Genomic DNA, 23,743 nt, shown 5'->3' with positions numbered 1-23,743 from the left:
GTCGAGCGCGAGTCAGTTCAGCATTCCGGTGGAGAAGCCCATGACCAGCAGAATCACCAGACAGACCGCCAGGCCCACTCGCCACTTGAGAGACGTCAGCAGGCGCCGACTGCGGCTGCCGTCGTGCAACAGAAAGCCGGCTCCGGCGATGAGACTTGCCAGCATGCCGACGAAGACCAGCGCGATCAGCGATTTGAGCAGCATGTCACCTCCCGGGGCGCAGACGTTGTCAGGCGAGGGCAAGGCTCTCGCTCGCCCCGTATCTGACAGTCGAGCCCATCCGACGGACAAGAGCAAGTCGGCGATGACAGCGCTGGCGTCACCGGAGGCGCCGCAGGAGCGATGTGTCGGGCGAGGCTGGTGGCTGTTCTGGGGATGCCTGATCGTGCTGGGCCTGTGTCTTTGCAGCTGGCAGGTGATGCGTGGCCAGGCGCGAGCCCAGCATCTGGAAGATACGGCCAGAGCGCCGGAACTGGTGATGCCGACGGCACCGCCAGCGAGTGCCAGCCTGATCGAGCTGCAGGGCGAATGGCTCGCGGAGCACAGCCTGTTGCTGGATAACCGGACGTTGGACAAGCGCCATGGCGTGGCGGTGCTCACGCCTTTCAGGTCCCGGGATGGCCGCTGGTGGCTGGTGGAGCGGGGCTTCGTGGCATCGCCAGCGCCACGTGCGGACCCGGAGTTCACCACCCCTGATGGCTCTCAGGTGATCAGGGGTCGCTGGCAGTGGTTGAACGGCCAGGGGACCAGCGGTGGGCCACTGTTCGGCCCCAACCGGGAGGGGCAGCGGTTGCAGCAGGTGGATCTGAGTGCCTGGAAGACGCTTGGCGCTCCGGCGTTTGCCGGCATCGTGCACCAGACCGGCGGTGCGGGAAGGTTCTTGCCCTGGTGGCAGCCGAGCAACATGACGCCTGAGCGCCATTACGCCTATGCCCTGCAGTGGCTGGGGCTCAGCCTCGGTGCGGCGGTGGTGATGATCGTGGGCGCGCGCCGCCAACGACAGGCCGCGCTGCGTCAGCGCCAGGTCTAGCGAGTCAAGGGACGTCTTGCTCTGGAGGAGGTGGTATGACACACGTGATGCGACAGCGTCTGAAACTCGTGGCATTGCTGGGGCTGCTGTCTGCCCCGTTGCCATTGGCGTGGGCCATGCTGAGTGTGCAGGTGGGGATACCCGAAGGGCGGGTGGCGAACGGCGCCTTGCTGCCGGACGTGATGCCGCTGCAGGACTGGTCACTGGAGTATCTCGTGAGTGCATCAGCCCCGCGACAGCCCGAGAATGACAGTGGCATGCCGCCCAGAGCCGCTCGGGGCGCGGATGAGCAGCGTTTCTGGCTCAGCTGGCCGGAGCCGAGTCGGTCGGAGCTGGCCACGGCGCAGGCCGAACGTTGGTGGCGTCTGCACCGCGCCCTTGGCAAGGAGGCGCCGCGGCTGGGGCGTCTGGTGGTGGCCGAGCAGTCCTTTCAGCATCCCCAAGTACCGGGGGAGCAGCGTGCGCTGGGCCATTGGCCCTCGGCGAATGGCCCAGCGGCCTCGCCACAGCCGTTGCGCTTGATCGACCCACAGGGGCGAGTCGTGGTGGCATATGGCCCCGAGATCACACCGCAGGCCGTCATGAAGGATGTGCGCCGATTGCTCAAGCGCAATCCGGCTGCGCCGCGCTGAGCTGAGCGTGTGATGCGTCGATCACTCGCTCACCCCTAGCTCTCCAGCAGGGAGATACGCCATGTCTCGCCTTGTCTCGCACCCGCGCTACCCTCTGCGTCCCCGTGTCAGCGCGCGCGCCCGTCAGCGCGGTGCCGCGCTGATACCCCCGCCGCCGTTCCTGCGTCACTCAACCTCTGCCACTTCGCTGACAGGGCATCCTTTGCCTGGGAGTGTGCCGGGAATCACACCGCTGGCCGCTGCTGATGACTCGATGGCCCGGCAGGCAGTCAGTCAGACAGACATCCTGCGTGTGTGGCGGATGGCTCGGCAGCTGGTCGCCGGCATGCTGGGACTGGTCATTCTCGTGATCGGTCTCGGGGCCTGGACGCGCCTGGTGGATGCCGGCCTGGGATGCCCCGATTGGCCTGGCTGTTATGGCGCCCTGGTGGTGCCGGATGCGCACACGGCAAGCTTGCATAGTCCTCACCACCCGCTGGAGGGTTACAAGGCATGGGCTGAGATGATTCACCGCTATGCGGCGAGCCTGCTCGGCCTGGCGTCACTGGCATTGCTCGTGCTGGGCTGGCGTGTCCGGCGGCGTGAGCGCCGTCTGCGGCTCGCCCGGTCGGCGGCAGGCATGCGTCATCGGGCGCTGGACATGGCTACCTGTTTCCCGCTGGCAGGGTGCTGGCTGTTGCTGGCGGCATTGCTGATACAAGGTGCCTTCGGCGCCTTTACCGTCACGCTGAAGCTCTGGCCACAGGTGGTGACGTTGCATCTGTTGGGCGGCCTGGGCGTGGCGAGTCTGCTGCTGTTGCTGTGGTTGTCACTGACGCGACGACTGGCGGCGCGTGACGCGAGAGCAACGCTGCCCAAGGCGGCGGACGATCACGGGCATCGTGTCTTGCGTCAGCCGTGGCTGGCCACGCTGGCAGCGGCACTGTTGCTTGGACAGCTGGCATTGGGAGGCTGGACCTCGAGCAATTATGCCGGACTCGCCTGCGAGGGTTTCCCCACCTGCAATGGCTCGCTATGGCCGGCGATGGATTGGGGAGAGGGCTTCCATCTGTCTCAGGATGTCGGCCCGAGCTATCTGCACGGACAGCTGCATGGGGAGGCGCGTACCGCCATCCATCTGGCGCATCGCGGTGGAGCGGTGTTGCTGGGCGCAGTGCTGCTGATGCTCTACTGGCGTCAGCGGCGTCATGTGCAATCCGGGCATCCCGAGGCCGTCATTCCATCGCGACCTTCCTCTTCACTGGCACGCCCGCTGGCGAGGCTGGCGGGCGATAGGCGCTTCATGACCACGGGGACGCTCAACCCCTGGGGCTGGGCGCTGGGAGCCTGGGGCCTGCAGGCTGGGCTGGGGATCGCCAATGTGCTGTGGTGGCTGCCACTGGACCTGGCGCTGGCGCACACCCTGGGGGCCGTCATGCTGACATTGGCGATGGTGTGGGCGATGGATCGGATGAGCCAGGCTCACCGGGCTAAGCGGACGGGAATGTGTCAGACGCTGGCCTGAACGGCATGCTGATGACTGTCCCGCTGACGCCACGACGCCGCTCATGAGAGCGGCGTCGTTTTGTTTGCCAAGGCGCACCTCGGGCGGACTCGAGGCTTGCGAGAGTCTCAGGCGGCGCGACCGAAGCGTTCCTGCAGATAGGCATTGATGGTGTCGGATTCGTACATCCATTCCTCGTGGCCATCGTCATGGGTGATCAGCAGGCACGGCACCTTGACGCGACCGCCACCCTGTTCGAGGGCCTGGCGGTGAGTGGCGTTGTGCTGGGTGTCGCGCTGCTCGATGTTCAGGTTCAGCTGATGCATGCGTTTGCGCACCTTGATGCAGAACGGGCAGGTCGAGAACTGATACAGCGCCAGCCTGGCGGTCTCGGCGTCCACCTCGGCCTGCTGGGCGGGGCTACGCTCGAGCGCGCTGCCACGGGTCAGCTTTTCGCTGATCAGCATGAAGGGGGCCAGTACCAGTCGCAGAGTGCGGAAGAACAGGCGGATGATGGGGCGCATGGAAATACCTCGTGTACAGGCGGATGGTGATATGAGGTGAGTGCTTGCGCGTCGGGTCAAGCCCTGGTGACGGGCTTGACGACGCTTGCACTGCGCTTGCGATCAGTGCTCTCGATCAGCACCCTCGGTCAGCGCTCGCAAAAGCGGTGGGTTGCAGAGTGTGCGGCCATTCTAGTGTTCGTCGGCGGCTGCGTCTTCCCCATGGGCGTTGCGAATGTGGGTCATCAGCGATTGACGCAGCCAGCGATGGCCCGGGTCCTGCTCGTGGCTGGCATGCCAGATGAGGCGATAACTCAGGGCCGGCAGTTTCAGCGGCAGTTCGCGAATGACCAGTCCGTGTTGCTGGCGGCTGGCCTGGGCGAAGCTTCTGGGTGCGCAGAAGATGAGCTCACTGTGCGCGACGATGCTCAAGGCATCCCGGAAGTCCGGCACCAGTACCTTGATGCGACGCGGAGCACCATGCCGTTCGAGCCGCTCATCCAGCGACCAGCGAGAGCGGCCCTCGCAGGTGGCCTGGACATGATCGAGCGTGGCGAACTCCTCGAGAGTCAGCGGCACCGAACGCTCGAGCAGTGGATGGCCGTAGCGCAGCAACATCACGTGATCATCGCGCCACAGGGTGTGCGAGTGGAAGCCTCTCGGTAGCGCCGGGGGCTCGCTTGGCGTGTCGGTCGGATGGTCGTGTGCCCCGAGGCCGATATCCAGCAGGCCTCTTTCCATCAGATTGAGACAGTCGGCCTGCCAGCGACTGATCTCGAGACTGCCGAGCGGGAGGGCCTGGGTGAGGGCGCGGGTACAGGAGGGCATCAGCGTCGCCCAGGCGCTCTCCAGCACGGCCAGCTGGAAGCGTCGGCGACTGGTGGCGGGCGTGAAGGTCGGCGGTGCGCTGAGATGCTCGAGACGCGAGAGCAGCTCGGCAAGCTCACCCCTGAGCCCGAGCGCACGTGGCGTGGGTCGCAGGCCATGACGCTCTCGAATGAAGAGGGGGTCATCGAACATCGCTCTCAGGCGAGCCAGGCTCTTGCTGACGGCCGACTGGGAAAGGTGCAGACGGCCCGCGGCCCGCGTGACGCTGCATTCTTCCAGAAGCACCTGCAACACCTGCAGGAGATTGAGGTCCAGGCGCGGATTGAGGGGGCCGGGTGACCGTATGCCAGCATTGGAGGGAGCATGGCGGGAAGTCGAGGTCATGAATTTCGCCAGTGGAATATCAGGGCTGAAATAATATCATTTTGCAGCATAAGTCACAGGCGCTAGTCTCTGCAGCTTCCGACTCGCTCGCCATTCGCCGCTGAGCTGCCTTCCGACTCCATGAGAGACTCCATGTCCGCGTCTTCCTCCGCTACCGCACGGCCCCTGCCGAGTGCCCGACAACTGTTGCTGCTATTGGTCGGCTGCGTGATGTTCTCGCCGCTGGCGATCGATATCTATCTCCCATCGCTGCCGGCGATGGCGCGCGAGTTTGCGCAGCCCACCGACGTGATGCAGATGACGGTGACCCTGTTTCTCGGTGCGGTGGGGGTCGGCCAGATTCTGGTCGGGCCGCTGACGGACCTCTATGGCCGTCGTCCCGCCTTGCTGGGCGGCGCGCTGGTCTATCTGGCAGGTGCCGTGGTCGCGACGCTGGCCCAGGACATCGGCATGTTGTATGTCGGGCGCATCCTGCAGGGGTTGGGGGCCTGTGCCACCGTCACGGTGGCCTTCGCGGCGGTGCGTGACTGCTATACGCCGGAGCAGGGTGCCAGGATGTACAGCTACCTCAACGGCGCGTTGTGCATCATTCCGGCGTTGGCGCCGGTTCTGGGCGGCCTGCTGGCGGTGCAGTTCGGGTGGCGATCCAACTTCCTGTTCATGGGGTTCTTCGCGCTGTGCGTCGGGTCAGCCGCCTGGCGGTTGTTCGCCGAGACGCGCCCCGCCAACACGGTGGTGGAGCGTCCGCTCTACAATTGGGCGCGGTATCGCCCGGTGCTGACCAGCTGGCGCTTCCTGTATCAGGCGCTGGTGGCCATGTCGGCGATGAGTGCGATCCTGCTGTATGTCTCCTCCTCTTCCGAGTTGCTGGTGGAAACGCTGGGCCATTCCGAGCTTGCCTTCAGCGCGATGTTTGGGGGCAACGCCGTGATCAATATCCTGACGTTCTTCTTCGCACCGCGCGTGATCACCCGGCTGGGACGCCAGCCGACGGTTCGGCTGGGACTGGCGATCATCCTGGTCTCCGGGCTGATGCAAGGGGCCGCCATGGCCTGGTTGCCGTTGTCGGCGGCAGCCTTCATGGTGCCGGTGGGAGTGCTGTCAGTCGGTTTCTCGCTGGCCCTGGGCGCCGCTTCCAGTCTGGCGCTGGAAGCCTTCGGTGAGCGTGCCGGTACGGCGGCTGCGCTGTTGGGCAGCATTCAGCTGGGGGGCTCGGCCATCGTGGCCACCGCGCTGCTCAGTACCCCGCTGGCGCCGCAACAGGGATTGCTCCTGATCAGCGTGGTGATGATTCTTCCCTTGCTGTTGCTGGGCGCGCGCCGTCAGCCGGGGCTTGGCGTCGATGAGACACCTCAGGGCAGCTAACCGATGTGGGCTCGCGTGGGTGGTTCATTCCTGAGGCCTGACGGGAGTATGCTTGTCGCTCGATCCGCATGTCGCCAAGGAGACACCACATGGAATCAGCGGCGCGTGTGCGCGTGATACTCAACGGTGAGAAGGCACAGCAGCCTGAGCTGCGTGATGCCTTGTTCGCCCAGCGTGAGCGCACCCAGGGGTTGGAGATACGTCTGACCTTCGAAGCACAGGATGTCGCGAGGTTGGTGGATGAAGCGATCGCGGAAGGCGTCACACGCCTGATTGCCGGGGGCGGGGATGGCACGCTCAACCTGCTGGCCAATGCGCTGATGACGCATCCACGGGCTCAACGTCCGGAACTGGCCATTCTTCCGCTGGGGACGGCCAATGACCTGGCGACCTCGCTCGGGATACCGCCCGGTATCTCCGAGGCTCTGGCACTGGCCTGTGAAGGGCAATCACGAGCGGTGGATCTGGTGCAGCTCGATGATGCCTACTTCCTCAATGTCGCCTCGGCCGGTTTCGGAGCGGAGGTGACCCGCTCGACCCCGGCCGGACTCAAGAAGCTGTTCGGGGGTGGGGCCTATTCGCTGATGGGCGTGCTCAAGGCGTGGGATTTCCGTCCCTATCGAGGACGTCTCACGCTCGATGGGGTCGAGGAAGAGCTTGCGCTGTTCGTGCTGGCCATCGGCAATGGTCGGCAGGCCGGTGGCGGGCAGGAGCTGGCGCCACGGGCCTTGCTCGATGATGCCGGTTTCGATGTGCTGGTGATTCGTGATTTCCCCATCGCGCGCATCGGTGAGGTGGTGGAAGAGTTGGAATCCCTGCCTGAGAACGGTCATTTCGTGCGTTATGTGCGTACCGATACGCTGCGCTATCGAGGGGAGCCGCTGCCGGTCAATCTGGACGGCGAGAGTCATCTGATCGAGGACAGCGAGTTCAGTATCGCGCCACAGGCACTGCAACTGGTGGCGCCGGCGGATACCGAGCTGTTGCAGGCGAATCGCTAGCGCTCCTCTCATCATCGATGCCAGTCTGGTACACGAGCGCAGTCTGAGGTTTACTCGGGCTGCGCTCGTGGCATTTTCAGCACGAGATTTCTTCAGTCTCTTGACCGCAATGGACGAGAGAAACGCTTGGGAGAACGATGGCATGACAGGTGTGGCAGCGTGGCATCTCTGGGTCATTCTCGGGTTGATTCTGGCGGGGCTTGAGTTGCTGGGAGCGCAATTCGTGCTGCTGGCGTTGGGGGTCAGTGCGCTGAGTGGCGCTCTGGCATCCGTTCTCGGGGCGGGGCTCAACGTCCAGCTGATCAGCGTGGCGATCACGGCGCTGGTGGTCGTGCCGTTGTTCGTCCGCAAGATCCATCCCTATCTGTTGCCCAAGACGCCCTACGGTACCCTGGGCAGTGGCGCGGAGACCGGGCAGCTGGCCAAGGTGATCATCGGCAACGGCGGCAAACTTGCCGTGCGCGTGTCAGGCAATGAGTATCCGCTACGCTGGGAGGGGGAGACGAAGCCGGCAGCGGGGGACACGGTCAGGATCCTCAGCGTCGAAGGCATCACGCTCTGCGTGGAGCGCGTCGAGTAATCTGTCTCAAGGTCCGCCTCGCCGTCCTGACGGTCGGGCAAGTGGTGATATCACCATTCATTCGGGCGGCAGGAAGCTGCCCAGTTCAAGGGAGTTGAGCAACATGATCATCAGTCCGGGTCTCATCATCATTCTCTTCATCGTGGCGCTTGTCGTCATTCTGCTGGCCAAGGGATTGATGATCGTCCAGCAGTCCGAAGCCGTCGTGATAGAACGGCTCGGCAGCTACAGCCGTACTCTGGAATCCGGTATCAATCTGGTCGTGCCTTTCATCGACAAGCCGCGCTCGATTACCATTCGCCGCTATCGCCAGATCAAGGGCGACAACCTGCCGCTGGTGGTCGAGGAGACGCGCATCGACCGTCGTGAGACGGTGATGGACTTTCCGGGGCAGAGCGTGGTGACGACGGACAACGTGACGGTGACCGTCAATGGCGCTCTCTATTTCCAGATCGTCGACCCCAAGCGTGCGGTCTATGAAGTGGAGAACTTCACCCAGGCCATCGAGGTGCTCGCCAAGACCAGTCTGCGTTCCGAGATCGGACGAATGGAGCTCGACAAGCTGTTCGAGAGTCGCAAGGAAGTGAATGATGCCTTGCAGGTCACCATGGATGAGGTCGGTGACAAGTGGGGCGTCAAGGTCACCCGAGTCGAGATCCAGGACATCAGCATGCCCGATGAAGTCGAGGATGCGATGCGTCTGCAGATGGCGGCCGAGCGCCGGCGTCGTGCCACCGTCACCGAGGCCAATGGTCAGCGCGAGGCGGCCATCGCCACGGCGGAAGGTGAGAAACAGTCCGCGGTGTTGCGCGCCGAGGGCGACAAGCAGGCCTCCATCCTGCGTGCCGAAGGTGAGCGCCAGGCCATCTACCAGCTGCGTGATGCCATCGGGGCGGAAGATCCGCAGCTGGTGGTGGGCTACATGCTGGGACAGAAATACCTGCAGATGCTGCCGGACATGGCCCGTGACGGTGATCGAGTCTTCATCCCCTATGAAGCCTCGGCGCTGCTCGGTGCGATGGGCAGCTTCCGCGAGCTTGCCAATGAAGTCGGTGAGCCCACCAATGCCGGCAATGAAGGGCTGAGACGAGCCCGTCAGATGATGACAGGGGAAGCGGGACTCGGGTGATGCTCGCCGTTCACGCCAGGTTCGCTCACAGGGGCGTGCCTGCAGGGTGGCCTCCCCATGTCGTCATCGCCGATGTTTCATGACTGAACCCCCTTACTGAATATTCAGGAGCAAGACCATGTCAGCGCAGACTCAGGATCACGAAGGTTTCCTGCAAGCGGCCATCGAGGAGGCCGAGAAGGGCCATGCCGCAGGTGGCGTACCGATCGGCTCGGTACTGGTCCACGATGGCAAGATCATCGGGCGTGGCCACAACCAGCGTCAGCAGAAAGGCAGCACGGTACTGCACGGTGAGATGGATGCGCTGGAGAATGCCGGACGTCTGCCGGCGAAGGTCTATCGCGAGTGCGTGCTCTACACTACCTTGTCACCGTGCCCGATGTGCAGTGGCGCCATCCAGCTCTACGGGATTCCCCATGTCGTCGTGGGTGAGAACAGGACCTTCATGGGCGCGGAAGACCATCTGCGCGCTCAAGGCGTCAAGGTGGACGTCGTGGACAATGCGCGTTGTCGGGAGCTGATGGAGACATTCATCCGCGAACAGCCGGAAGTATGGAACGAAGATATCGGAGAGTGATCAGAGAGTCGTCAGAGAAAAGAAATGGTGTTCGTTAACATTTTCATGCTACTGAAAGGGCGATTTGCTTGAAAAGCTGCCAAGCGAGCACCATGTTGAAGTCATCCAAGCGTTTGAACACGCTTTCGCTTGCATGAATACTCGACCTTTGTTGCAATGCTTTGCGCAGGAAACAAGGGGCTGATGACTCCCCACCTATCAAGGAGAAGACGATGAAGCTCAAGCAATGGATGATTCCCGCACTGGCCGCTGGCCTGTCCCTGGCCATCGCCGGTTGTGACAATGGCGATACCGACAAGGCCGCCCAGCAAGCCGAGACGTCTGCAGAGCAAAGCGCAGAGCAGGCTGAGCAGAGTGCCGATCAGGCTGCTGAAGCCGCTGCTGCCGAGATGGACCAGGCTGCAGATGAAGCTGCTGCTGAAATGGACGACGCGGCTGACAAGGCTGACAACATGGCCGATGACGCAGCGCAGTCCGCTGACGCCATGGGTGACGAAGCTGCCGCCGAGAGCGATGATGCCCTCGATGCGACCAAGAACGCCGCCAGCGAGACTTACGAGTCCGCCAAGCAGGGTGTGAACGATGCCGCTGACGCCACCGCCGATGCTGCCAAGAACGCCTACGACTCCACCAAGGAGCAGGCTGCTGAACTGACCAACTCCGCTGAACAGCAGGGTGATGACGCTGCGGCAGAAGCCAACGCCGAGATCAATGAAGCTCAGAAGGCGGCCAACGAATCCGTTGATGACGCTCAGCAGTGATCGTTTGAGGCAATGCCATCACTCATGTGAGTGAATGTCCTGCCTGCAACGCCGCGGCCCCGTGCTGCGGCGTTGTGCGTCTTGCTCTCATGCCGTCCTGAAGCGATGTAGTGCCATCGCTCTGGCGGAGGCAGCGGACACAGAAACGCCCGCCTATTGGCGGGCGTTTCTGTGTCTTGCCATCATCAGGCCACCGGTGAGGGTGGACTGACCGGAGTGATCAGGTGATCAGACCGGCTTGATGTTTGCGGCCTGAAGGCCTTTCTTGCCCTGGGTGACGTCGAAGGAAACCTTCTGGCCGTCCTGCAGGGACTTGAAGCCTTCTGCCTGAATTTCAGAGAAGTGCGCGAACAGGTCGTCGCCGCCGTCGTCCGGAGAAATGAAGCCGAAACCTTTGGTGTCGTTAAACCACTTGACTGTGCCAGTTGCCATGATTCTTTCCTTGCTTACGTGATGATGTTGGTGGTCTGCCCATCAGACCGGATTGCGTTGGTGCGGCTAGGGGGAATTCCACCAGAGAGACGCGTTACGTCCTGCGACGACATCCTTTCCTGCTTAACCTACGCCTGCAGTAGAAACTGCACATGTTCGCATCTTGACCGAATAGTCAGTCGTCGTATTGGCGACGTCTGCCTGCTCAAGTAGGATGCGTACACAGAGCCAACATAGATGGAAATGCCATGAAGGTCCAGAACGTAGATTACCGCTCGGCCGATGCTGCCGAAAAATTTGTCGAATCCCTGCGCACGACAGGCTTCGGCGTGATTCGCAATCATCCGATTTCTCATGAATTGGTCGAGAAGATCTACGCTGAATGGGCGGAATTCTTCGCGAGTGCCGACAAGCTGGAGTGGCGCTACGACCCGAAGACTCAGGATGGTCTCTTCCCGGCGGATGTCTCCGAAACCGCCAAGGGTCATACGGCGCGGGACCTCAAGGAGTACTACCACATCTATCCGTGGGGAAAGATTCCGGACAGCCTGCGCGAGAATGCCATGGAGTACTACCGTCAGGCAGAAGCCTTCGCCGCGGAGCTCCTGAGCTGGGTGGAAGCGCATTCGCCCGCTGAAGTGGCCGAGCTCTATCGTGAGCCGCTCTCCAACATGATCAAGGACAGTGGGCAGACGCTCTTGCGCGTCCTGCACTATCCGCCGATGACCGGTTCGGAAGAGCCGGGTGCCGTGCGTGCCGCTGCCCATGAGGACATCAACCTGCTGACCGTGCTGCCTGCCGCCAATGAGCCGGGGCTGCAGGTGATGGATGTCGATGGTGAATGGATGGACGTGCCCTGTGATCCGGGTCAGCTGGTCATCAATGTCGGCGACATGCTCCAGGAAGCCAGTGGCGGCTATTTCCCCTCCACCACGCATCGCGTGATCAATCCGACGGGGGAAGGGTGCAGTCAGTCGCGTCTGTCCCTGCCGCTTTTCCTGCATCCGCGTCCACAAGTGGTGCTGTCTGACAAGCACACCGCGGATTCCTATCTCAAGGAACGTCTGCGCGAACTGGGCGTGATCTAGGCTTCGGTGACGACACGACAGGCTTCAACGCCACCCGCGCGGCTGCGTGGGTGGCGTTGTCGCGTCTGGACAGGGCTTGCGGGCACGAGAGGCTTGATTCCCGCCCGCCAAGACCGCATTGACTGTATTCGCAATCATGATCTGCCGTTTCACGGCTAAGGCTTTACAGATGACCGCATCGCCCGTCGTACAGGACACGCACTCCAAGACCATGGGCTATCTGCTGTGGATCTTCGGTTTCCTCGGCGCCCATCGTTTCTACTATGGCAAACCGGTCACCGGCACCATCTGGCTGTTCACCTTCGGCCTGCTGGGGATCGGCTGGCTGATCGACCTGTTCCTGATTCCCGCCATGGACCGCGAGGCGGATTTCCGCTTTCGTGAAGGGCCAATCAACTACTCGCTGAGCTGGATTCTGCTCACCTTCCTGGGCGTATTCGGCGTCCACCGCATGTACATGGGCAAGTGGCTGACCGGGCTGATCTATCTGTGTACCGGTGGGCTGTTCTTCATCGGCGTGCTCTATGATTTCTGGACGCTCAACGAGCAGATCTCCCAGGAACAGGCCGGCTGATCCACCTTCGGCAAGCGTCAGTGCCGCATCGGTCCCCGGAGGTGGCTCCGGGGCTGTCCGGACGCCGCCGCCCTTCAGTGCAGGCGGCCTCAATCACAAGGATGTTCACATGATCTGGCTCAAGGCTTTCGTGGCGGCTTTTCTGGCGACCCTGATCTTCCATCAGGGGCTGTTCGGGCTCTTCTATCTGGCCGATATCCTGCCCAAGGCGCCCTACAACATGACCCCTGCCGGGCCACTGGGCGTTCCGTCAGTGCTCTCGCTGGCCTTCTGGGGCGGGCTATGGGGACTGCCGCTATGGGCGCTGGTACGCCGCAGCACCGGCATGAGCCACTGGCTGATCAGTCTGGCATTCGGTGCCGTCGGTCCGACGGCAGTGGCCATGCTGGTCGTCTTCCCGCTCAAGGGCATCGCCGTGGTGCCGATGATGATCATCGGCGGGCTGATTCTCAATGGTGCCTGGGGGCTCGGTACCAGCCTGCTGATGCGCGTGCTGGGTGAACGTCCGGCCCCTGGTGGCCGCCCGGCAGCATGATGGCAGACCTCCCCTGGGAAATGTTGGCGATGGCCTGGGCGGCCGGGTTGTGCATCCCGCTGGGCGGGGTGATCGCGCAACTGGAGCGTAGCCACGAAACCCACGTCAAGCGCAGCTGGTTGGCTGGCATCACGGCGCTGGGGGGAGGCATCCTGCTGGCAGCGGTCGCGTTGGTGCTGGTGCCTCGCGCCATGGAATCCCTGTCCGTCCTGCCTCTTCTCGGGCTGTTTCTGCTCGGGGCGCTCGTCTTCATGCAGCTGGATCGCTGGCTGGCTCGCAGCGGCGACGCCAGGGGACAGCTGCTGGCGATGTTGATGGACTTCATCCCCGAGGCGATCGCTCTCGGGGCCCTGGCATCCGCCTCACCTGCGGCGGCCATGCTGATGGCGCTGTTCATCGCCGTGCAGAACCTGCCAGAAGGTTTCAATGCCTATCGGGAGCTGGAAGGCGCTGGCCTCACCGCGCGACAGGGGCTGGGCGCCTTCCTGCTGCTGTCATTGCTCGGTCCGCTGGCGGCCTTCTCCGGCCATTTGTGGTTGGCGGATGCCCCCCGGTTGCTGGGCGGGCTGATGGCCTTCGCGGCGGGAGGCATCCTGTATCTGATCTTTCAGGACATCGCCCCCCAGGCGCGAGTGGTGCATCACTGGTCTCCACCGCTGGGGGCCACGCTGGGATTCATGATCGGCATGCTCGGTGAACGTCTGGTCGGCTGATGGCAGGCGATCCGCTTGCCGACAGCAGGACTCACCGACATCGGTATTGCCATGTGTCTGCTCTTTCTTCCCTGTCACGTCTCACCACGGATATCTCATGAGCGAACACGCCAAGGACAGCGGTCTCACCGCATTGCTGGAAGAGCTGGACCGCGAGATAGAAGGCGACATCTCGCTGGGTGCCATACTGGAACATTTCAATTCACGCGGCTTCGGCCCCTTGCTGGTGTTGCCGGCGCTGCTGGTTCTGCTGCCGACCGGGGCCATTCCGGGCGTGCCGACTACCTGTGCGCTGTTCATCGGGCTGATCGCCTTCCAGCTGTTGCTGGGCCATCGCACTCCCTGGTTGCCCAGACGGCTGGCCAGCTTCAGTTTCGAGCATGAGCGCCTCACCCATGGCGTGCAGCGAGCGCGTCCCTGGACACGGCGCATCGACCGATTGCTCAAGCCGCGGCTCGGTTTCATGACACGTGGTATCGCCTATCGTCTGATCGCTGCACTGGCCATTCTGCTGGCGGCCACCATGGTGCCGCTGGAGCTGGTGCCGTTTGCCTCGGCACTGCCCGCCGCGACGCTGTTGCTGCTCGGGCTGGGGCTGATCGGTGAGGATGGCGTCGTCATTCTGCTGGCATTGGCGGTGCTGCTTGCCGATGTGGTGGCGGGATTGTGGCTGGTCGGTTGAAGGCGCTGCCCCTGCGGCGCCTCGGCGCCCGGGGCGGCTCCCCCGAAGGCATGAGTGAGTCTCAGTGGAAGGGATCACGCCGAGGTGGGGGCGAGGGCGGCAGTTGAGCGATGAGGATGGGCTGGCGGTCTGAAGGTTGTCAGCGATGACTTTTCAGGCTCGCATCCCTCGCTTAGACTGGACATCCGTTCATGCCGCAGGGCGTGGAGAAGTCCGTCACAAGGATATGCGGCATGTTTGACTTCATTCAGTTCGATACCGCGTTCTGGTCATTCGTGGTGGCCATCACGCTGCTCACCGTGACCCCCGGAGTGGACACCCTGCTGGTGATTCGCAACACCCTGCGTGGCGGCCTGCGTGACGGGGTGCTCACCAGTGTTGCCATCTGTGCCGGACTCTTCGTGCATGCCCTGGTGTCGTCGGCGGGGATCTCGCTGATTCTTCTGCAATCCGCCTGGGCCTTCTCGGCACTCAAGCTGGTCGGTGCTGCCTATCTCGTATGGCTGGGGATCAAGAGTCTGCTCAGCGCGCGCCGCACTCGCGGGCTGGATATCCAGGCCGATGTCGCGCGTCAGCGAGTCTCTCTCTGGCAACCGTTGCGCGAAGGCTTCCTCTCCAACGTGCTCAACCCCAAGACCGTCGTCTTCTACATGGCGTTCCTGCCGCAGTTCATCGCACCGACCGACCCGGCCATTCTCAAGTCGCTGTGGCTGGCAGGTGTCCACTTCGTGATCGCCAACCTGTGGCAGATCGGTGTGGCGGTGATGGTGGGCGGTGCCGGGCGCTGGCTGGCTCGACCCCGTGTCGCCAGCTGGATGGAAGGCATCACCGGCACCGTGATGGTGGCACTCGGCGCGCGCCTGGCCCTGAGCCGCTGACGGCGGCGTCTGACATCTGCACGCGGCCCTTTGCGGGCACGAGAGCACTCACTGCGACGGAGAAGCCGGGGATGAACGCCTTATCCCTCACGCCACATGGATCCTGCTACGCTGACCCTTGCCTCCTTCCTCAAGATCGTGACCCATCTTGAGTCTCGTGATATCAGCGATGTCTACGATTCGCGTGTCCAGCAGGTACAGGTGCTCTATCACGGCTACACCGTCGACTTCCGTCATCAGTTGTGGCGTATCCAGGAGGAGTCGGTGTGTGCCCGGCTGAGCAAGACCGGCAGCGCGGCGGAGCAACGTGATTGTTCACGCATGGCCAGCCGTCTGTTCGTCGAGACCTGTCACGCCCTGCAGCAGAGGGGGCGTGCTGCCCATCTCGACACTCGCACCATGTATTGCAAGGCGGCCGCCACCTACAAGCCCCTGCGCGACCCCTATGCCGGGATGACACCTGCCCAGCGTGAGGCGCGGAAGGCGCTGGAAGCTGCCCAGAAACGTGCGGAACGCGCCTGCAATCGTTATGTGCTGGATGCGCTGTCGAGCAACTCACTTGAGGTGCTGCGTCTGCGTCAGCGCTACTGTCGTGAAAGTGAGCGTCTGTCCTCGCGACTCAAGGGCCCTTGAGTCCGGACGCTCACCGCTGTCGCGTGGCCGGCCGAGTGTGGAAAGGTCGCGTGAGTGGATGAGGTATGCTGTCGTGAAGATCACGATGGTTCGTGTCGTCATTACATCAAGACCGGCCGCACGTCAGGCTGGCAGAAGCAGGGAATGCTAACCAATGAGTCCTTCCTACACCTTGCGTCGCCGGCTGGCCGGGGCGGGTATCGTCGTCTTGCTGCTCGTGGGGCTGGCGGCCTGGCTGTTTGCCTTCGAGGAGGGACGCTGGGTGGGCCGTGTCACGTCCCGGCCTGAGACCTTGAACCTGGAAGCCGTCGAACAGGGCAATCTACCGGTCAATCAGTTCGTGTCGCTACGCGATCACTGGGCGGTCTATCGCGAACATGCCGAGACCTTTCGTCTGGATGCGGCTGCCGAAGGTGGGCAGCGTATCGAGACGCTCTATTACCCGGTGATCTCGGACATGAACCCCTATCTGCTGGAGCTGGCAGGATTGTCACGCGCCTTCGGTGGCATCGATGGCATTCCCTCGGACGAGTGGCCGCGCATCGAGCGCATGGGCGTGCTGGTGCGTACCGATTCCGTCCAGAGTCTGAAGAACGTCCCGCCGCTCATCGAGTTCCCGGATGGCCTATTCGGTACCGTGCTGCATGCCGAGACCGACCTGCCCGGCGATGAGCGCGCTCTGTTGAGTGAACGCTGGCCGGACATCGACCTGTCGCGGGTGATCATCATCAATGCGGGCCATCGTCCCGGCAATGTCTGGAGCATGATCGCCTACGGGCTGCTGGGGAGCGTCAGCTGGGCAGGGGGGCTGATACTGGCCTGGCGCCTGTGGCGCCGCCCTCGCGTCAGCCATTCGGCTCGTCACTCGGATGGGGCTCGCCAGATACCCCATGAGACCTCGCCCTCGACATTTCCCGCGAATCCCTCTCTCGCCCGCAAGGACGAGAACTGGAAGGGCAGTCAGCGCGACAGCGGTGATGGGCGTCCGCTGAGCTATGCCGAGGCGCTGAATCGCTACGCTCCCCAGCATGAGGAAGCCCCCCGACAGGGCGACGGCCAGACGCCACCGCTATCGGGAATCCATGCCCGACGCGATGATTGAGCCGTAGCGGAGACGCACGACGACAACGCCAGCCCTGAGGCTGGCGTTGTCGTGTGTGACGTCATGAGTGGTCTGTCAGCGCGTGCGCTGGACGTTCGGCATGATTCTCTTCAGCGGCGGTCCACCAGCGCGGTGGTGTAGGGCTGATTGACCTCGCGCTCACTGACCACTCTGACGCCGTCGCTCGTGCCCTTGGCCAGCGACTCGAAGATGACGCGATACGCCAGTACTGCCTTGACGTACTCACGGGTTTCCTTGAAGGGAATGCGCTCCACGAAGCGGTCATATTCGCGCGGGGTATCGGCCAGCCAGCGATCCACGCGGCCCGGGCCTGCGTTGTAGGCCGCCGCTGCCGCAAGGCGATTGCCGGAGTAGCGGTCCAGCATCTCGCGGATATAGGTGCTGCCGAGGCGGATGTTGGTGTCCGGGTCTCCGAGCGCGGCATGGCTGGGCGTGGCAAGCCCCAGGTCACGACTGACCTTGGCCGCCGTGCCCGGCATCAGCTGCATCAGCCCACGGGCACCCACGGGCGAGGTGGCGGTAGGATTGAAGGCACTCTCGCGACGCGCCAGTGCCATCAGCATCCAGGGGTCCACGCCGGCGTTGGCCCCATAGCGCTGGAAGTCCTGCTGCCAGGCGGGCGGGAAGCGCCAGGACAGGCCATCCCACAGCTTGCCGCGAATGGTTGCGAACACGGTCAGGTCATACCATTGCTGCTTGAGGGCGTAAGCCGCCAGGCGACGCGCGCCGGCGTCATCGGCCTGGCTCACGGCATTGAACCATTCCGAACGCGCCAGACCGATCTCATCGATCTCCATCAGTGCCCTGACACGCCTGACGGCCGGGGTGCGGGCAATCTCTGCCAGTTGCGCATCATCGAAGGTCTGGTCATCGCGATTGAGCGAATAGGCCTTGCCGATCCGGTCCGAGGCGAGGAAACCATAGAAGTTGCGTTCGCCACTGGCGCGTGCCCAGGCGGCGCGTGCCTCATCCCGGCGTCCCAGGCTGTCATCCGCACGGCCCAGCCAGTACTGATAACGGGCTTCGCCACTGAAGCGTTCCGGCATCTTGAGGACCCATTCGCGTACCTCGCCCCAGGCGCCATCGCGAATGGCATTGCGCATGCGCAGGTCGAACAGCTCCTCATCATCGAGCATGGCCAGGCGCTCATCCACCCAGCCCTGGTTGTTGGGAATGTCACGCACCAGGGAATACCAGGCCAGATCACGCTCGACCTCATGACGCTGCTCATCGCTCAGCGGCATGTGCGGGCTGACCTTGCGCCAGGCCTCCAGGGCTGCCTCGGTATCCGCGCGCACGAAGCCATGCATGGCAGCGACACTGAGCGCGGCAAAGGCATGCCCACCGTGACCCAGATCGGTCGGAATCCGGGTAATGGCGGCAAAGTTGCCGTCCAGCTGCTCACGTGCGGCGATGGCCTGCTGCCAGTTGCCCGACAGCTGGCGTTCCAGGTAGCTGACCATGCTGCCCTGACCGGCGGCCCAGGCGAGCATCATGCGTTCCCAGACGGCCTGATCATCGATCACGCCACGTTCGCGCAGCGTCGAGAACAGCGGGTCACAGGCGGAATCCTGCGAGCCCGAGACATGCCAGAGTTTCAGGCCGCCTTGCGAGGCGCTGGCGAAATCATTGTTCAGCTGTGCCGTGTAGTAATGGCACTGACGGCTAGCGCCGGCCGGCACGCCATCGCTGACCTCGAGCAAAGCATCATGGCGTCCGGTGCGCCCGTAGGCCGAGATGGCCTGGCCGCGCATCCACTCCGCCAGGGGGGAATCGGCGTGACGCTCCATGAAGGACAGGACTTCCGCCGGCGTTGCGTAGGGCAGGCGTGCCTTGAGCTGGTGATATTCGATATAGCCTTCCAGCACATGGCCGTTGACGGCGACCTGCTGGATATCCTGGAAGCGCTTGGCTCGGGCATCCTCCAGCGCAGCGCGGAAGCTCTGATCACTGGGGGTGGCCGCTTGCAGCGGCAGGCTGAGGCCCAGCAGCAGACTCAGGCTTGTCAAATGGCGCAACGATGTGAAGCGGCGCATGGCGCGGGCGCCGCGGCCCGGTGGGGATACGAACTTGCCTAGTGTCACCTGGAGACTCCTGCGATGAACGAGGTGAAGAGGGCTGAGGCGTCGCCCGCATCTTGCGTAGACGCCCCAGTGCCCCGATGTCGTGTATCAGGGGTTGCAGAGATAGCACCCATTGAGGGCTATCGTGGCAGCCGATGACGAGGAATGACAGTGTCGATGGATGCTGACAGTCACAATACATGCAATACCTGCGATACAGGCAATGTACGAGGAGTGTTCCCATGGGCAAGGCAATGTGGTTGACCCGCCTGTTTGGTCGCCGACGCGTATTGGGCAAGGCCGGAGCGGCATTGCGTACACTCGTTCCGCTGTGCCGTGACGTGATCAGTGGACGTTATCGTCCGGTGCCGTGGAAGGCGCTGGGACTGGCCGCAGGTGCGTTGCTCTATCTGGTCTCGCCGCTGGACCTGATCCCCGACATGCTGGTGGGGCTGGGGATTCTGGATGATCTGGTGATCGTGACCTGGTTGCTCGGCAAGCTCGATGATGCGCTGGCCGACTATCGCCTGTGGCGCGGCGAGGTCCCTGACCCCGAGCCTTCCGATCCCTCGGCACCCTGACGGCGCTGGCGGATCATGCGGTGGCAGGGCACTGCCCATTGGCCGCATGGCGGCGATGAGGATCACCTGTCATGCTCGTGAGGGATCATCAAACACCAGTTTGAACCGCGTCGTGCCGGTGACATGCACACGCGCCCTGGCGGACGATGCCTTTCATGACGAGTCTCGAGGAAATCCTGCATGCTGATCTATGCCTGTCTGCTGTTCGCGGCGCTGATGTTGGTGCTGACCAAGGCGCCCGTCGCCTGGGCCCAGCAACGTACCGGACGCTATGACAACCATGACCCCCGCGCGCAGCAGCGCGAACTCACGGGCTTCGGGGCGCGTGCGCTCGCCGCGCATCAGAACAGCAACGAGGCATTCCCGCTGTTTGCCGCCGGGGTGCTGGTGAGTGTCATCGTCGCACCCGGCGCGCCGATCGCCACCACTCTGGCGGTGATCTTCGTGCTGGCGCGTCTGGGGTACTGGGGCTGCTATCTGGCCAATATCGCGCTCTTGCGCTCCCTGCTGTGGGGCGTCGGCTATCTGGTCTCCCTCGCGCTGATCGCGATACCGCTATGGATGTGACGGTGACGGCGTCGGAGGCGACGGAAGACGGGCCGCACAGTCTGCTGGGGCTGGCCGTCAATCGCGCTGACGTGCCGGCGGCGGGAGGAGGGCTGGATGACGCCAGCTGGGTGAGGGCGCTGACGGGGTTCGTGAGCTTCATTCCGCATACCGCGAGATTGCAGGTCAGTGTCGATGAGGTCGCCGCGCCAGCCGTGCGCATGACGTTACCCTGGCAGGCGGCACTGGTGGGGGACCCGCATCGCCACCTGGTGCACGGCGGCGTGCTGACGATGTTCGCCGACACCCTGTGCGGCAGTGCCGTCCTGACGGGCCTTGAGCGTCCGGAAGTCTGCCCGACGCTGGATCTGCGCCTCGATCATTATCGTCCCGGGGTGGAAGGCATGGCGTTGATCGGCGAGGCACGCGTCCTGCGTGTCACCGAGTCGATGGTCTTCACCGAAGCGCAGATCTGGCAGCAACCGGGCAAGCTTCTGTGTCGCGCCATCGGCAACTTCGTTCGCCTGGGGGCGCGCAATACGCCTCCAGGATTTGGCGAAGCGCTGATGGCCGCCGCGCAGGGACACCCATCGGCGGGGGCGGCCGGCTCTGTCATCGATGACCCGCAGAAGACCGCTGACGACGAGGCGCTCCCTGCCGTGTCGCAGCCGTTCGTCAGCCGTCCGGGGAACGGGCTGCAGCATGCCCGGCGTTTCGTCGAAGGCCAGCGCACCCGAGGGGATCTTGCCGACCTGCTGGCAAGCCTGCCCTACGCCAGAGCCATCGGACTGGGCCTGTGCTCCCTGGCGCCCTCCTCGTTGGCAGAGGATGACCCGCTGCCGACCACCCCGCTTCGCTATGCGATGGCCGCCATGCCCGAGAACGTCGGCAACCCCATGTTGCCCGCCGTGCATGGAGGCGTGCTGGCGGCCGCGATGGAGACGGCCGCCACGCTCGAGGTGCTGCGCTTGAATGGCCGTGGAGGGCGTCAGGCGCGTCTGCCCAAGTTGATCGATTTCTCCATCGATTATCTGGCCACGGCGCGGGGTGACAGTGTCACGCGCATCGATTGTGAGGTGCTGCGCGAGGGGCGGCGCATGGCCAACGTGCGCGTCAGTGCCTGGCAGCACTCCAGTCAACGGCCGGTCGCCAGTGCGCGCATGCATTTCGTGCTGGAACCTCTGGCAAGAGATGAAGAGGCCTGATCCTCAGCCACCTTCGTCAGCGACACCTCAGGGTACCCCGCGCGGGTGCCCTGTCGTCTCACGCCTGGCCTGACGGAACCTGCTGAAGGAATCAGCGCGACGCCGAGCGCAATATGCTGCCTCTAGTGCCTTGAAATCGTTCATCCTTGCCCCATATCTGGTCCACGAGAGCGTGACTCGACCCGTCCCCGAGAATGACGGGCGAGCCTTCGCCACCACCTTGCAGCGGTGACGCAGGTTGCCGCCGGTTTCCACATCAGGCACAGACATAGAGGGGTCCTTCACGATGACCACCGCCACCCACACCGAAACACATGGCTTCCAGACAGAAGTGAAGCAGCTGCTTCACCTCATGATCCACTCGCTGTACTCCAACCGCGAGATCTTCCTGCGCGAGCTGGTCTCCAATGCCGCGGATGCCTGCGACAAGCTGCGCTACCAGGCGCTGGACAACGATGCCCTCTACGGCAACGACAGCGAGCTGCGCATCGAGATCGAGCACGATGCCGACGCGAAGACCATCACCCTGCGTGACAACGGCATCGGCATGAGCCGCGATGACGTGGTGGCCAATCTGGGCACCATCGCGCGCTCCGGCACCGCCGAGTTCATGAAGAACCTGTCAGGTGACCAGCAGAAGGATTCGCGTCTGATCGGCCAGTTCGGTGTCGGCTTCTATTCCGGCTTCATCGTCGCCGACGAGATCACCGTGCGTACCCGTCGCGCCGACCTCGATGCCGACCAGGGCGTCGAGTGGAAGTCCCGTGGCGAGGGCGAGTTCAGCGTGGCGGACATCGAGCGCGCCGAGCGCGGTACCGAGATCGTGCTGCACCTCAAGGACGATGCCCTCGAGTTCGCCGATGAGCATCGCCTGCGCAACCTGGTCACCAAGTACTCCGATCACATCGAACTGCCGGTGCGCATGCAGCGTGTCGAGAAGGACGAAGAAGGCAACGAGCAGATCCACTGGGAAACCGCCAACTCCGCCACTGCGCTGTGGGTGCGCTCCAAGTCCGAGGTCAGCGACGAGGAGTACAAGAACTTCTACAAGCACGTCTCTCACGACTTCTCCGACCCGCTCAGCTGGAGCCACAACAAGGTCGAGGGCAAGCTCGAGTACACCAGCCTGCTGTTCGTGCCGGGTCGTGCGCCGTTCGACCTCTACCAGCGTGATGCCGCGCGTGGCCTGAAACTCTACGTGCAGCGCGTCTTCATCATGGACGACGCCGAACAGTTCCTGCCGCTGTACCTGCGCTTCATCAAGGGCGTGCTGGACACCAATGACCTGTCCTTGAACGTCTCGCGTGAGCTGCTGCAGCAGGACCCGCAGGTCGACAAGCTCAAGTCCGCGCTGACCAAGCGTGGCCTGGACATGCTCAAGAAGCTTGCCAAGGACCCCGAGCAGTACCAGACCTTCTGGAACCAGTTCGGCTCCGTGCTCAAGGAAGGCCCGGCGGAAGACTACGCCAACCGCGAGAAGATCGCCGAGCTGCTGCGCTTCTCCACCACGCATACCGACAGCGCCACTCAGGATCAGTCGCTGGCCCAGTACGTCGAACGCATGAAGGAAGGTCAGAGCAAGATCTACTACCTGGTCGCCGACAGCTTCAACGCCGCCAAGTCCAGCCCGCATCTCGAGATCTTCCGCAAGAAGGGCATCGAAGTCCTGCTGCTGACCGACCGTATCGATGAGTGGCTGATGAGCCACCTCACCGAGTTCGACGGCAAGTCCTTCGCCGACGTCGCCAAGGGCGATCTCGATCTCGGCGATGTCGAGAACGAGGAAGAGAAGAAGGCTCAGGAAGAGACTGCCAAGGCCAAGGAAGATCTGGTCAAGCGTGTCAAGGAAGCGCTGTCTGATAGCGTTCAGGAAGTGCGTATCACGCACCGCCTGACCGATTCCCCGGCCTGCGTGGTGCTGCCGGAGCACGAGATGGGCTACCAGATGCGCAAGATGATGGAAGCCGCTGGCCAGCCGCTGCCGGAAGTGAAGCCGATTCTCGAGCTGAACCCGGAGCACGCCCTGGTCTCGCGTCTGGAAGGCGGCGAAGGCGACTACTTCACCGACCTCGCCCACGTGCTGCTCGATCAGGCCATCATCGCCGAAGGTGGCGCGCTGGAAGACCCGGCCGCCTACGTGCGTCGCCTGAACGGCATGCTCAGCGCCTGAGACGACTGACCGAACACGTCACGTGGAGGCTCGAGTGCCCGTCGTGACAGGTCATTCGTGACAGGTCATTCGTGACCGGCCATACTTGACGTGATGCCCCCGCAGCCCCGGCTGCGGGGGCATCGTGCGTTTCAGGCATCGTGCGCTTCAGACATCGTGTGTTTCAGGCATCGTGTATTTCAGCAACCGTGCCTGTCAGCCTGTCAGTCTTTCGTGTCGCTGGCGATGAGATGGGCTTCTCCAGACG

26 protein-coding genes are annotated in these 23,743 nt (G+C 63.4%); 21 read left to right on the top strand and 5 right to left on the bottom strand.

Translation table 11 applies throughout. The features are described 5' to 3' along the window. Positions 1-12 precede the first annotated feature (12 nt). Entirely contained in the window at positions 13-204 is a 192-nt protein-coding gene (locus QD172_RS04105; RefSeq protein WP_077372262.1) for a DUF2909 domain-containing protein, read from the bottom strand. Positions 205-304: 100 nt separating this feature from the next. On the opposite strand from QD172_RS04105, the gene QD172_RS04100 reads away from it, so the two are divergent. The 3 genes from QD172_RS04100 to QD172_RS04090 all read left to right on the top strand — a co-directional run bounded on the left by QD172_RS04100 (position 305) and on the right by QD172_RS04090 (position 3,166). Then, the gene (locus QD172_RS04100; RefSeq protein WP_279855080.1) at positions 305-1,030 is read left to right on the top strand and encodes an SURF1 family protein; all 726 of its coding nucleotides are present in this window, start codon (positions 305-307) and stop codon (positions 1,028-1,030) included. Between the two features lie 35 nt (positions 1,031-1,065). Beyond that, entirely contained in the window at positions 1,066-1,662 is a 597-nt protein-coding gene (locus QD172_RS04095) for a hypothetical protein (protein WP_279855079.1), read from the top strand. A 301-nt stretch (positions 1,663-1,963) separates the two neighbouring features. After that, the gene (locus QD172_RS04090) at positions 1,964-3,166 is read left to right on the top strand and encodes a COX15/CtaA family protein (RefSeq protein WP_279855237.1); all 1,203 of its coding nucleotides are present in this window, start codon (positions 1,964-1,966) and stop codon (positions 3,164-3,166) included. Between the two features lie 107 nt (positions 3,167-3,273). Here the strand turns inward: QD172_RS04090 and QD172_RS04085 are convergent, their stop codons facing one another. Together QD172_RS04085 and QD172_RS04080 are read right to left on the bottom strand one after the other, a co-directional pair. Continuing rightward, positions 3,274-3,669, bottom strand: a complete 396-nt coding sequence (locus tag QD172_RS04085) for a glutathione S-transferase N-terminal domain-containing protein (protein WP_084209099.1) — start codon at positions 3,667-3,669, stop codon at positions 3,274-3,276. Between the two features lie 171 nt (positions 3,670-3,840). Next, entirely contained in the window at positions 3,841-4,860 is a 1,020-nt protein-coding gene (locus QD172_RS04080) for a LysR family transcriptional regulator (protein ID WP_279855078.1), read from the bottom strand. A 132-nt stretch (positions 4,861-4,992) separates the two neighbouring features. Here QD172_RS04080 and QD172_RS04075 point away from each other — a divergent pair, with 132 nt between their 5' ends. From QD172_RS04075 to QD172_RS04050, 6 genes are all read left to right on the top strand, one after another. Continuing rightward, entirely contained in the window at positions 4,993-6,225 is a 1,233-nt protein-coding gene (locus QD172_RS04075; RefSeq protein WP_176502746.1) for a multidrug effflux MFS transporter, read from the top strand. Positions 6,226-6,314: 89 nt separating this feature from the next. Continuing rightward, a complete protein-coding gene (gene yegS, locus QD172_RS04070) occupies positions 6,315-7,226 on the top strand; it encodes a lipid kinase YegS (protein WP_084209096.1) in 912 nt (303 codons plus the stop codon). 142 nt (positions 7,227-7,368) lie between these two features. Beyond that, complete coding sequence (locus QD172_RS04065) at positions 7,369-7,806, top strand: NfeD family protein (protein ID WP_141392150.1); 438 nt, start codon at positions 7,369-7,371, stop codon at positions 7,804-7,806. A gap of 103 nt (positions 7,807-7,909) precedes the next feature. After that, on the top strand, positions 7,910-8,935 hold the full coding sequence (locus QD172_RS04060) for an SPFH domain-containing protein (protein ID WP_077372286.1): 1,026 nt from the start codon (positions 7,910-7,912) through the stop codon (positions 8,933-8,935). 118 nt (positions 8,936-9,053) lie between these two features. Next, entirely contained in the window at positions 9,054-9,512 is a 459-nt protein-coding gene (locus QD172_RS04055; protein WP_077372290.1) for a nucleoside deaminase, read from the top strand. A 212-nt stretch (positions 9,513-9,724) separates the two neighbouring features. Continuing rightward, the gene (locus QD172_RS04050; RefSeq protein WP_065392582.1) at positions 9,725-10,273 is read left to right on the top strand and encodes a hypothetical protein; all 549 of its coding nucleotides are present in this window, start codon (positions 9,725-9,727) and stop codon (positions 10,271-10,273) included. Between the two features lie 228 nt (positions 10,274-10,501). On the opposite strand, the gene QD172_RS04045 is transcribed toward QD172_RS04050, so the two are convergent. Beyond that, positions 10,502-10,705, bottom strand: a complete 204-nt coding sequence (locus QD172_RS04045; RefSeq protein WP_043335501.1) for a cold-shock protein — start codon at positions 10,703-10,705, stop codon at positions 10,502-10,504. Between the two features lie 248 nt (positions 10,706-10,953). Between QD172_RS04045 and QD172_RS04040 the strand changes: the two genes are divergently transcribed. The 8 genes from QD172_RS04040 to QD172_RS04005 all read left to right on the top strand — a co-directional run bounded on the left by QD172_RS04040 (position 10,954) and on the right by QD172_RS04005 (position 16,910). Continuing rightward, positions 10,954-11,793: a 2OG-Fe(II) oxygenase family protein gene (locus QD172_RS04040; RefSeq protein WP_077372292.1), complete on the top strand. Its 840-nt coding sequence runs from the start codon at positions 10,954-10,956 to the stop codon at positions 11,791-11,793. Positions 11,794-11,962: 169 nt separating this feature from the next. After that, positions 11,963-12,367, top strand: a complete 405-nt coding sequence (locus QD172_RS04035; protein ID WP_279855076.1) for a TM2 domain-containing protein — start codon at positions 11,963-11,965, stop codon at positions 12,365-12,367. A gap of 109 nt (positions 12,368-12,476) precedes the next feature. Then, positions 12,477-12,902 (top strand): hypothetical protein, encoded by a 426-nt coding sequence (locus QD172_RS04030; RefSeq protein ID WP_077372298.1) that lies wholly within the window; start codon positions 12,477-12,479, stop codon positions 12,900-12,902. Next, positions 12,899-13,615 carry a divalent cation transporter gene (locus tag QD172_RS04025; protein ID WP_240499571.1) on the top strand — a complete coding sequence of 239 codons (717 nt, stop codon included), beginning with the start codon at positions 12,899-12,901 and terminating at the stop codon, positions 13,613-13,615. Before QD172_RS04030 ends, QD172_RS04025 begins: the two co-directional genes overlap by 4 nt. A 97-nt stretch (positions 13,616-13,712) precedes the next feature. Further along, a complete protein-coding gene (locus tag QD172_RS04020; protein WP_084209094.1) occupies positions 13,713-14,297 on the top strand; it encodes an exopolysaccharide biosynthesis protein in 585 nt (194 codons plus the stop codon). A gap of 233 nt (positions 14,298-14,530) precedes the next feature. Beyond that, positions 14,531-15,175 (top strand): LysE family translocator, encoded by a 645-nt coding sequence (locus QD172_RS04015; RefSeq protein ID WP_077372304.1) that lies wholly within the window; start codon positions 14,531-14,533, stop codon positions 15,173-15,175. 96 nt (positions 15,176-15,271) lie between these two features. Further along, positions 15,272-15,808, top strand: a complete 537-nt coding sequence (locus QD172_RS04010) for a hypothetical protein (protein WP_077372307.1) — start codon at positions 15,272-15,274, stop codon at positions 15,806-15,808. A 154-nt stretch (positions 15,809-15,962) separates the two neighbouring features. Further along, positions 15,963-16,910, top strand: a complete 948-nt coding sequence (locus tag QD172_RS04005; protein ID WP_191236714.1) for a hypothetical protein — start codon at positions 15,963-15,965, stop codon at positions 16,908-16,910. 110 nt (positions 16,911-17,020) lie between these two features. Here QD172_RS04005 and QD172_RS04000 read toward each other — a convergent pair whose 3' ends face one another. Beyond that, positions 17,021-19,015: a transglycosylase SLT domain-containing protein gene (locus QD172_RS04000; RefSeq protein ID WP_279855075.1), complete on the bottom strand. Its 1,995-nt coding sequence runs from the start codon at positions 19,013-19,015 to the stop codon at positions 17,021-17,023. A gap of 221 nt (positions 19,016-19,236) precedes the next feature. Between QD172_RS04000 and QD172_RS03995 the strand changes: the two genes are divergently transcribed. The 4 genes from QD172_RS03995 (at position 19,237) to htpG (ending at position 23,496) form a co-directional block, all read left to right on the top strand. Further along, the gene (locus QD172_RS03995; protein ID WP_279855074.1) at positions 19,237-19,575 is read left to right on the top strand and encodes a DUF1232 domain-containing protein; all 339 of its coding nucleotides are present in this window, start codon (positions 19,237-19,239) and stop codon (positions 19,573-19,575) included. 180 nt (positions 19,576-19,755) lie between these two features. Next, a complete protein-coding gene (locus QD172_RS03990) occupies positions 19,756-20,142 on the top strand; it encodes an MAPEG family protein (RefSeq protein WP_084209092.1) in 387 nt (128 codons plus the stop codon). Positions 20,143-20,144: 2 nt separating this feature from the next. Next, positions 20,145-21,326 carry a PaaI family thioesterase gene (locus QD172_RS03985; RefSeq protein ID WP_279855073.1) on the top strand — a complete coding sequence of 394 codons (1,182 nt, stop codon included), beginning with the start codon at positions 20,145-20,147 and terminating at the stop codon, positions 21,324-21,326. 286 nt (positions 21,327-21,612) lie between these two features. After that, a complete protein-coding gene (gene htpG, locus QD172_RS03980; RefSeq protein WP_279855072.1) occupies positions 21,613-23,496 on the top strand; it encodes a molecular chaperone HtpG in 1,884 nt (627 codons plus the stop codon). The last annotated feature ends 247 nt before the right edge of the window (positions 23,497-23,743 follow it).

The sequence above is a fragment of the Cobetia sp. 10Alg 146 genome (genome assembly GCF_029846385.1).
Taxonomy (GTDB): Bacteria; Pseudomonadota; Gammaproteobacteria; order Pseudomonadales; family Halomonadaceae; genus Cobetia; species Cobetia marina.
This window is presented reverse-complemented; position numbering and strand designations above follow the sequence as displayed.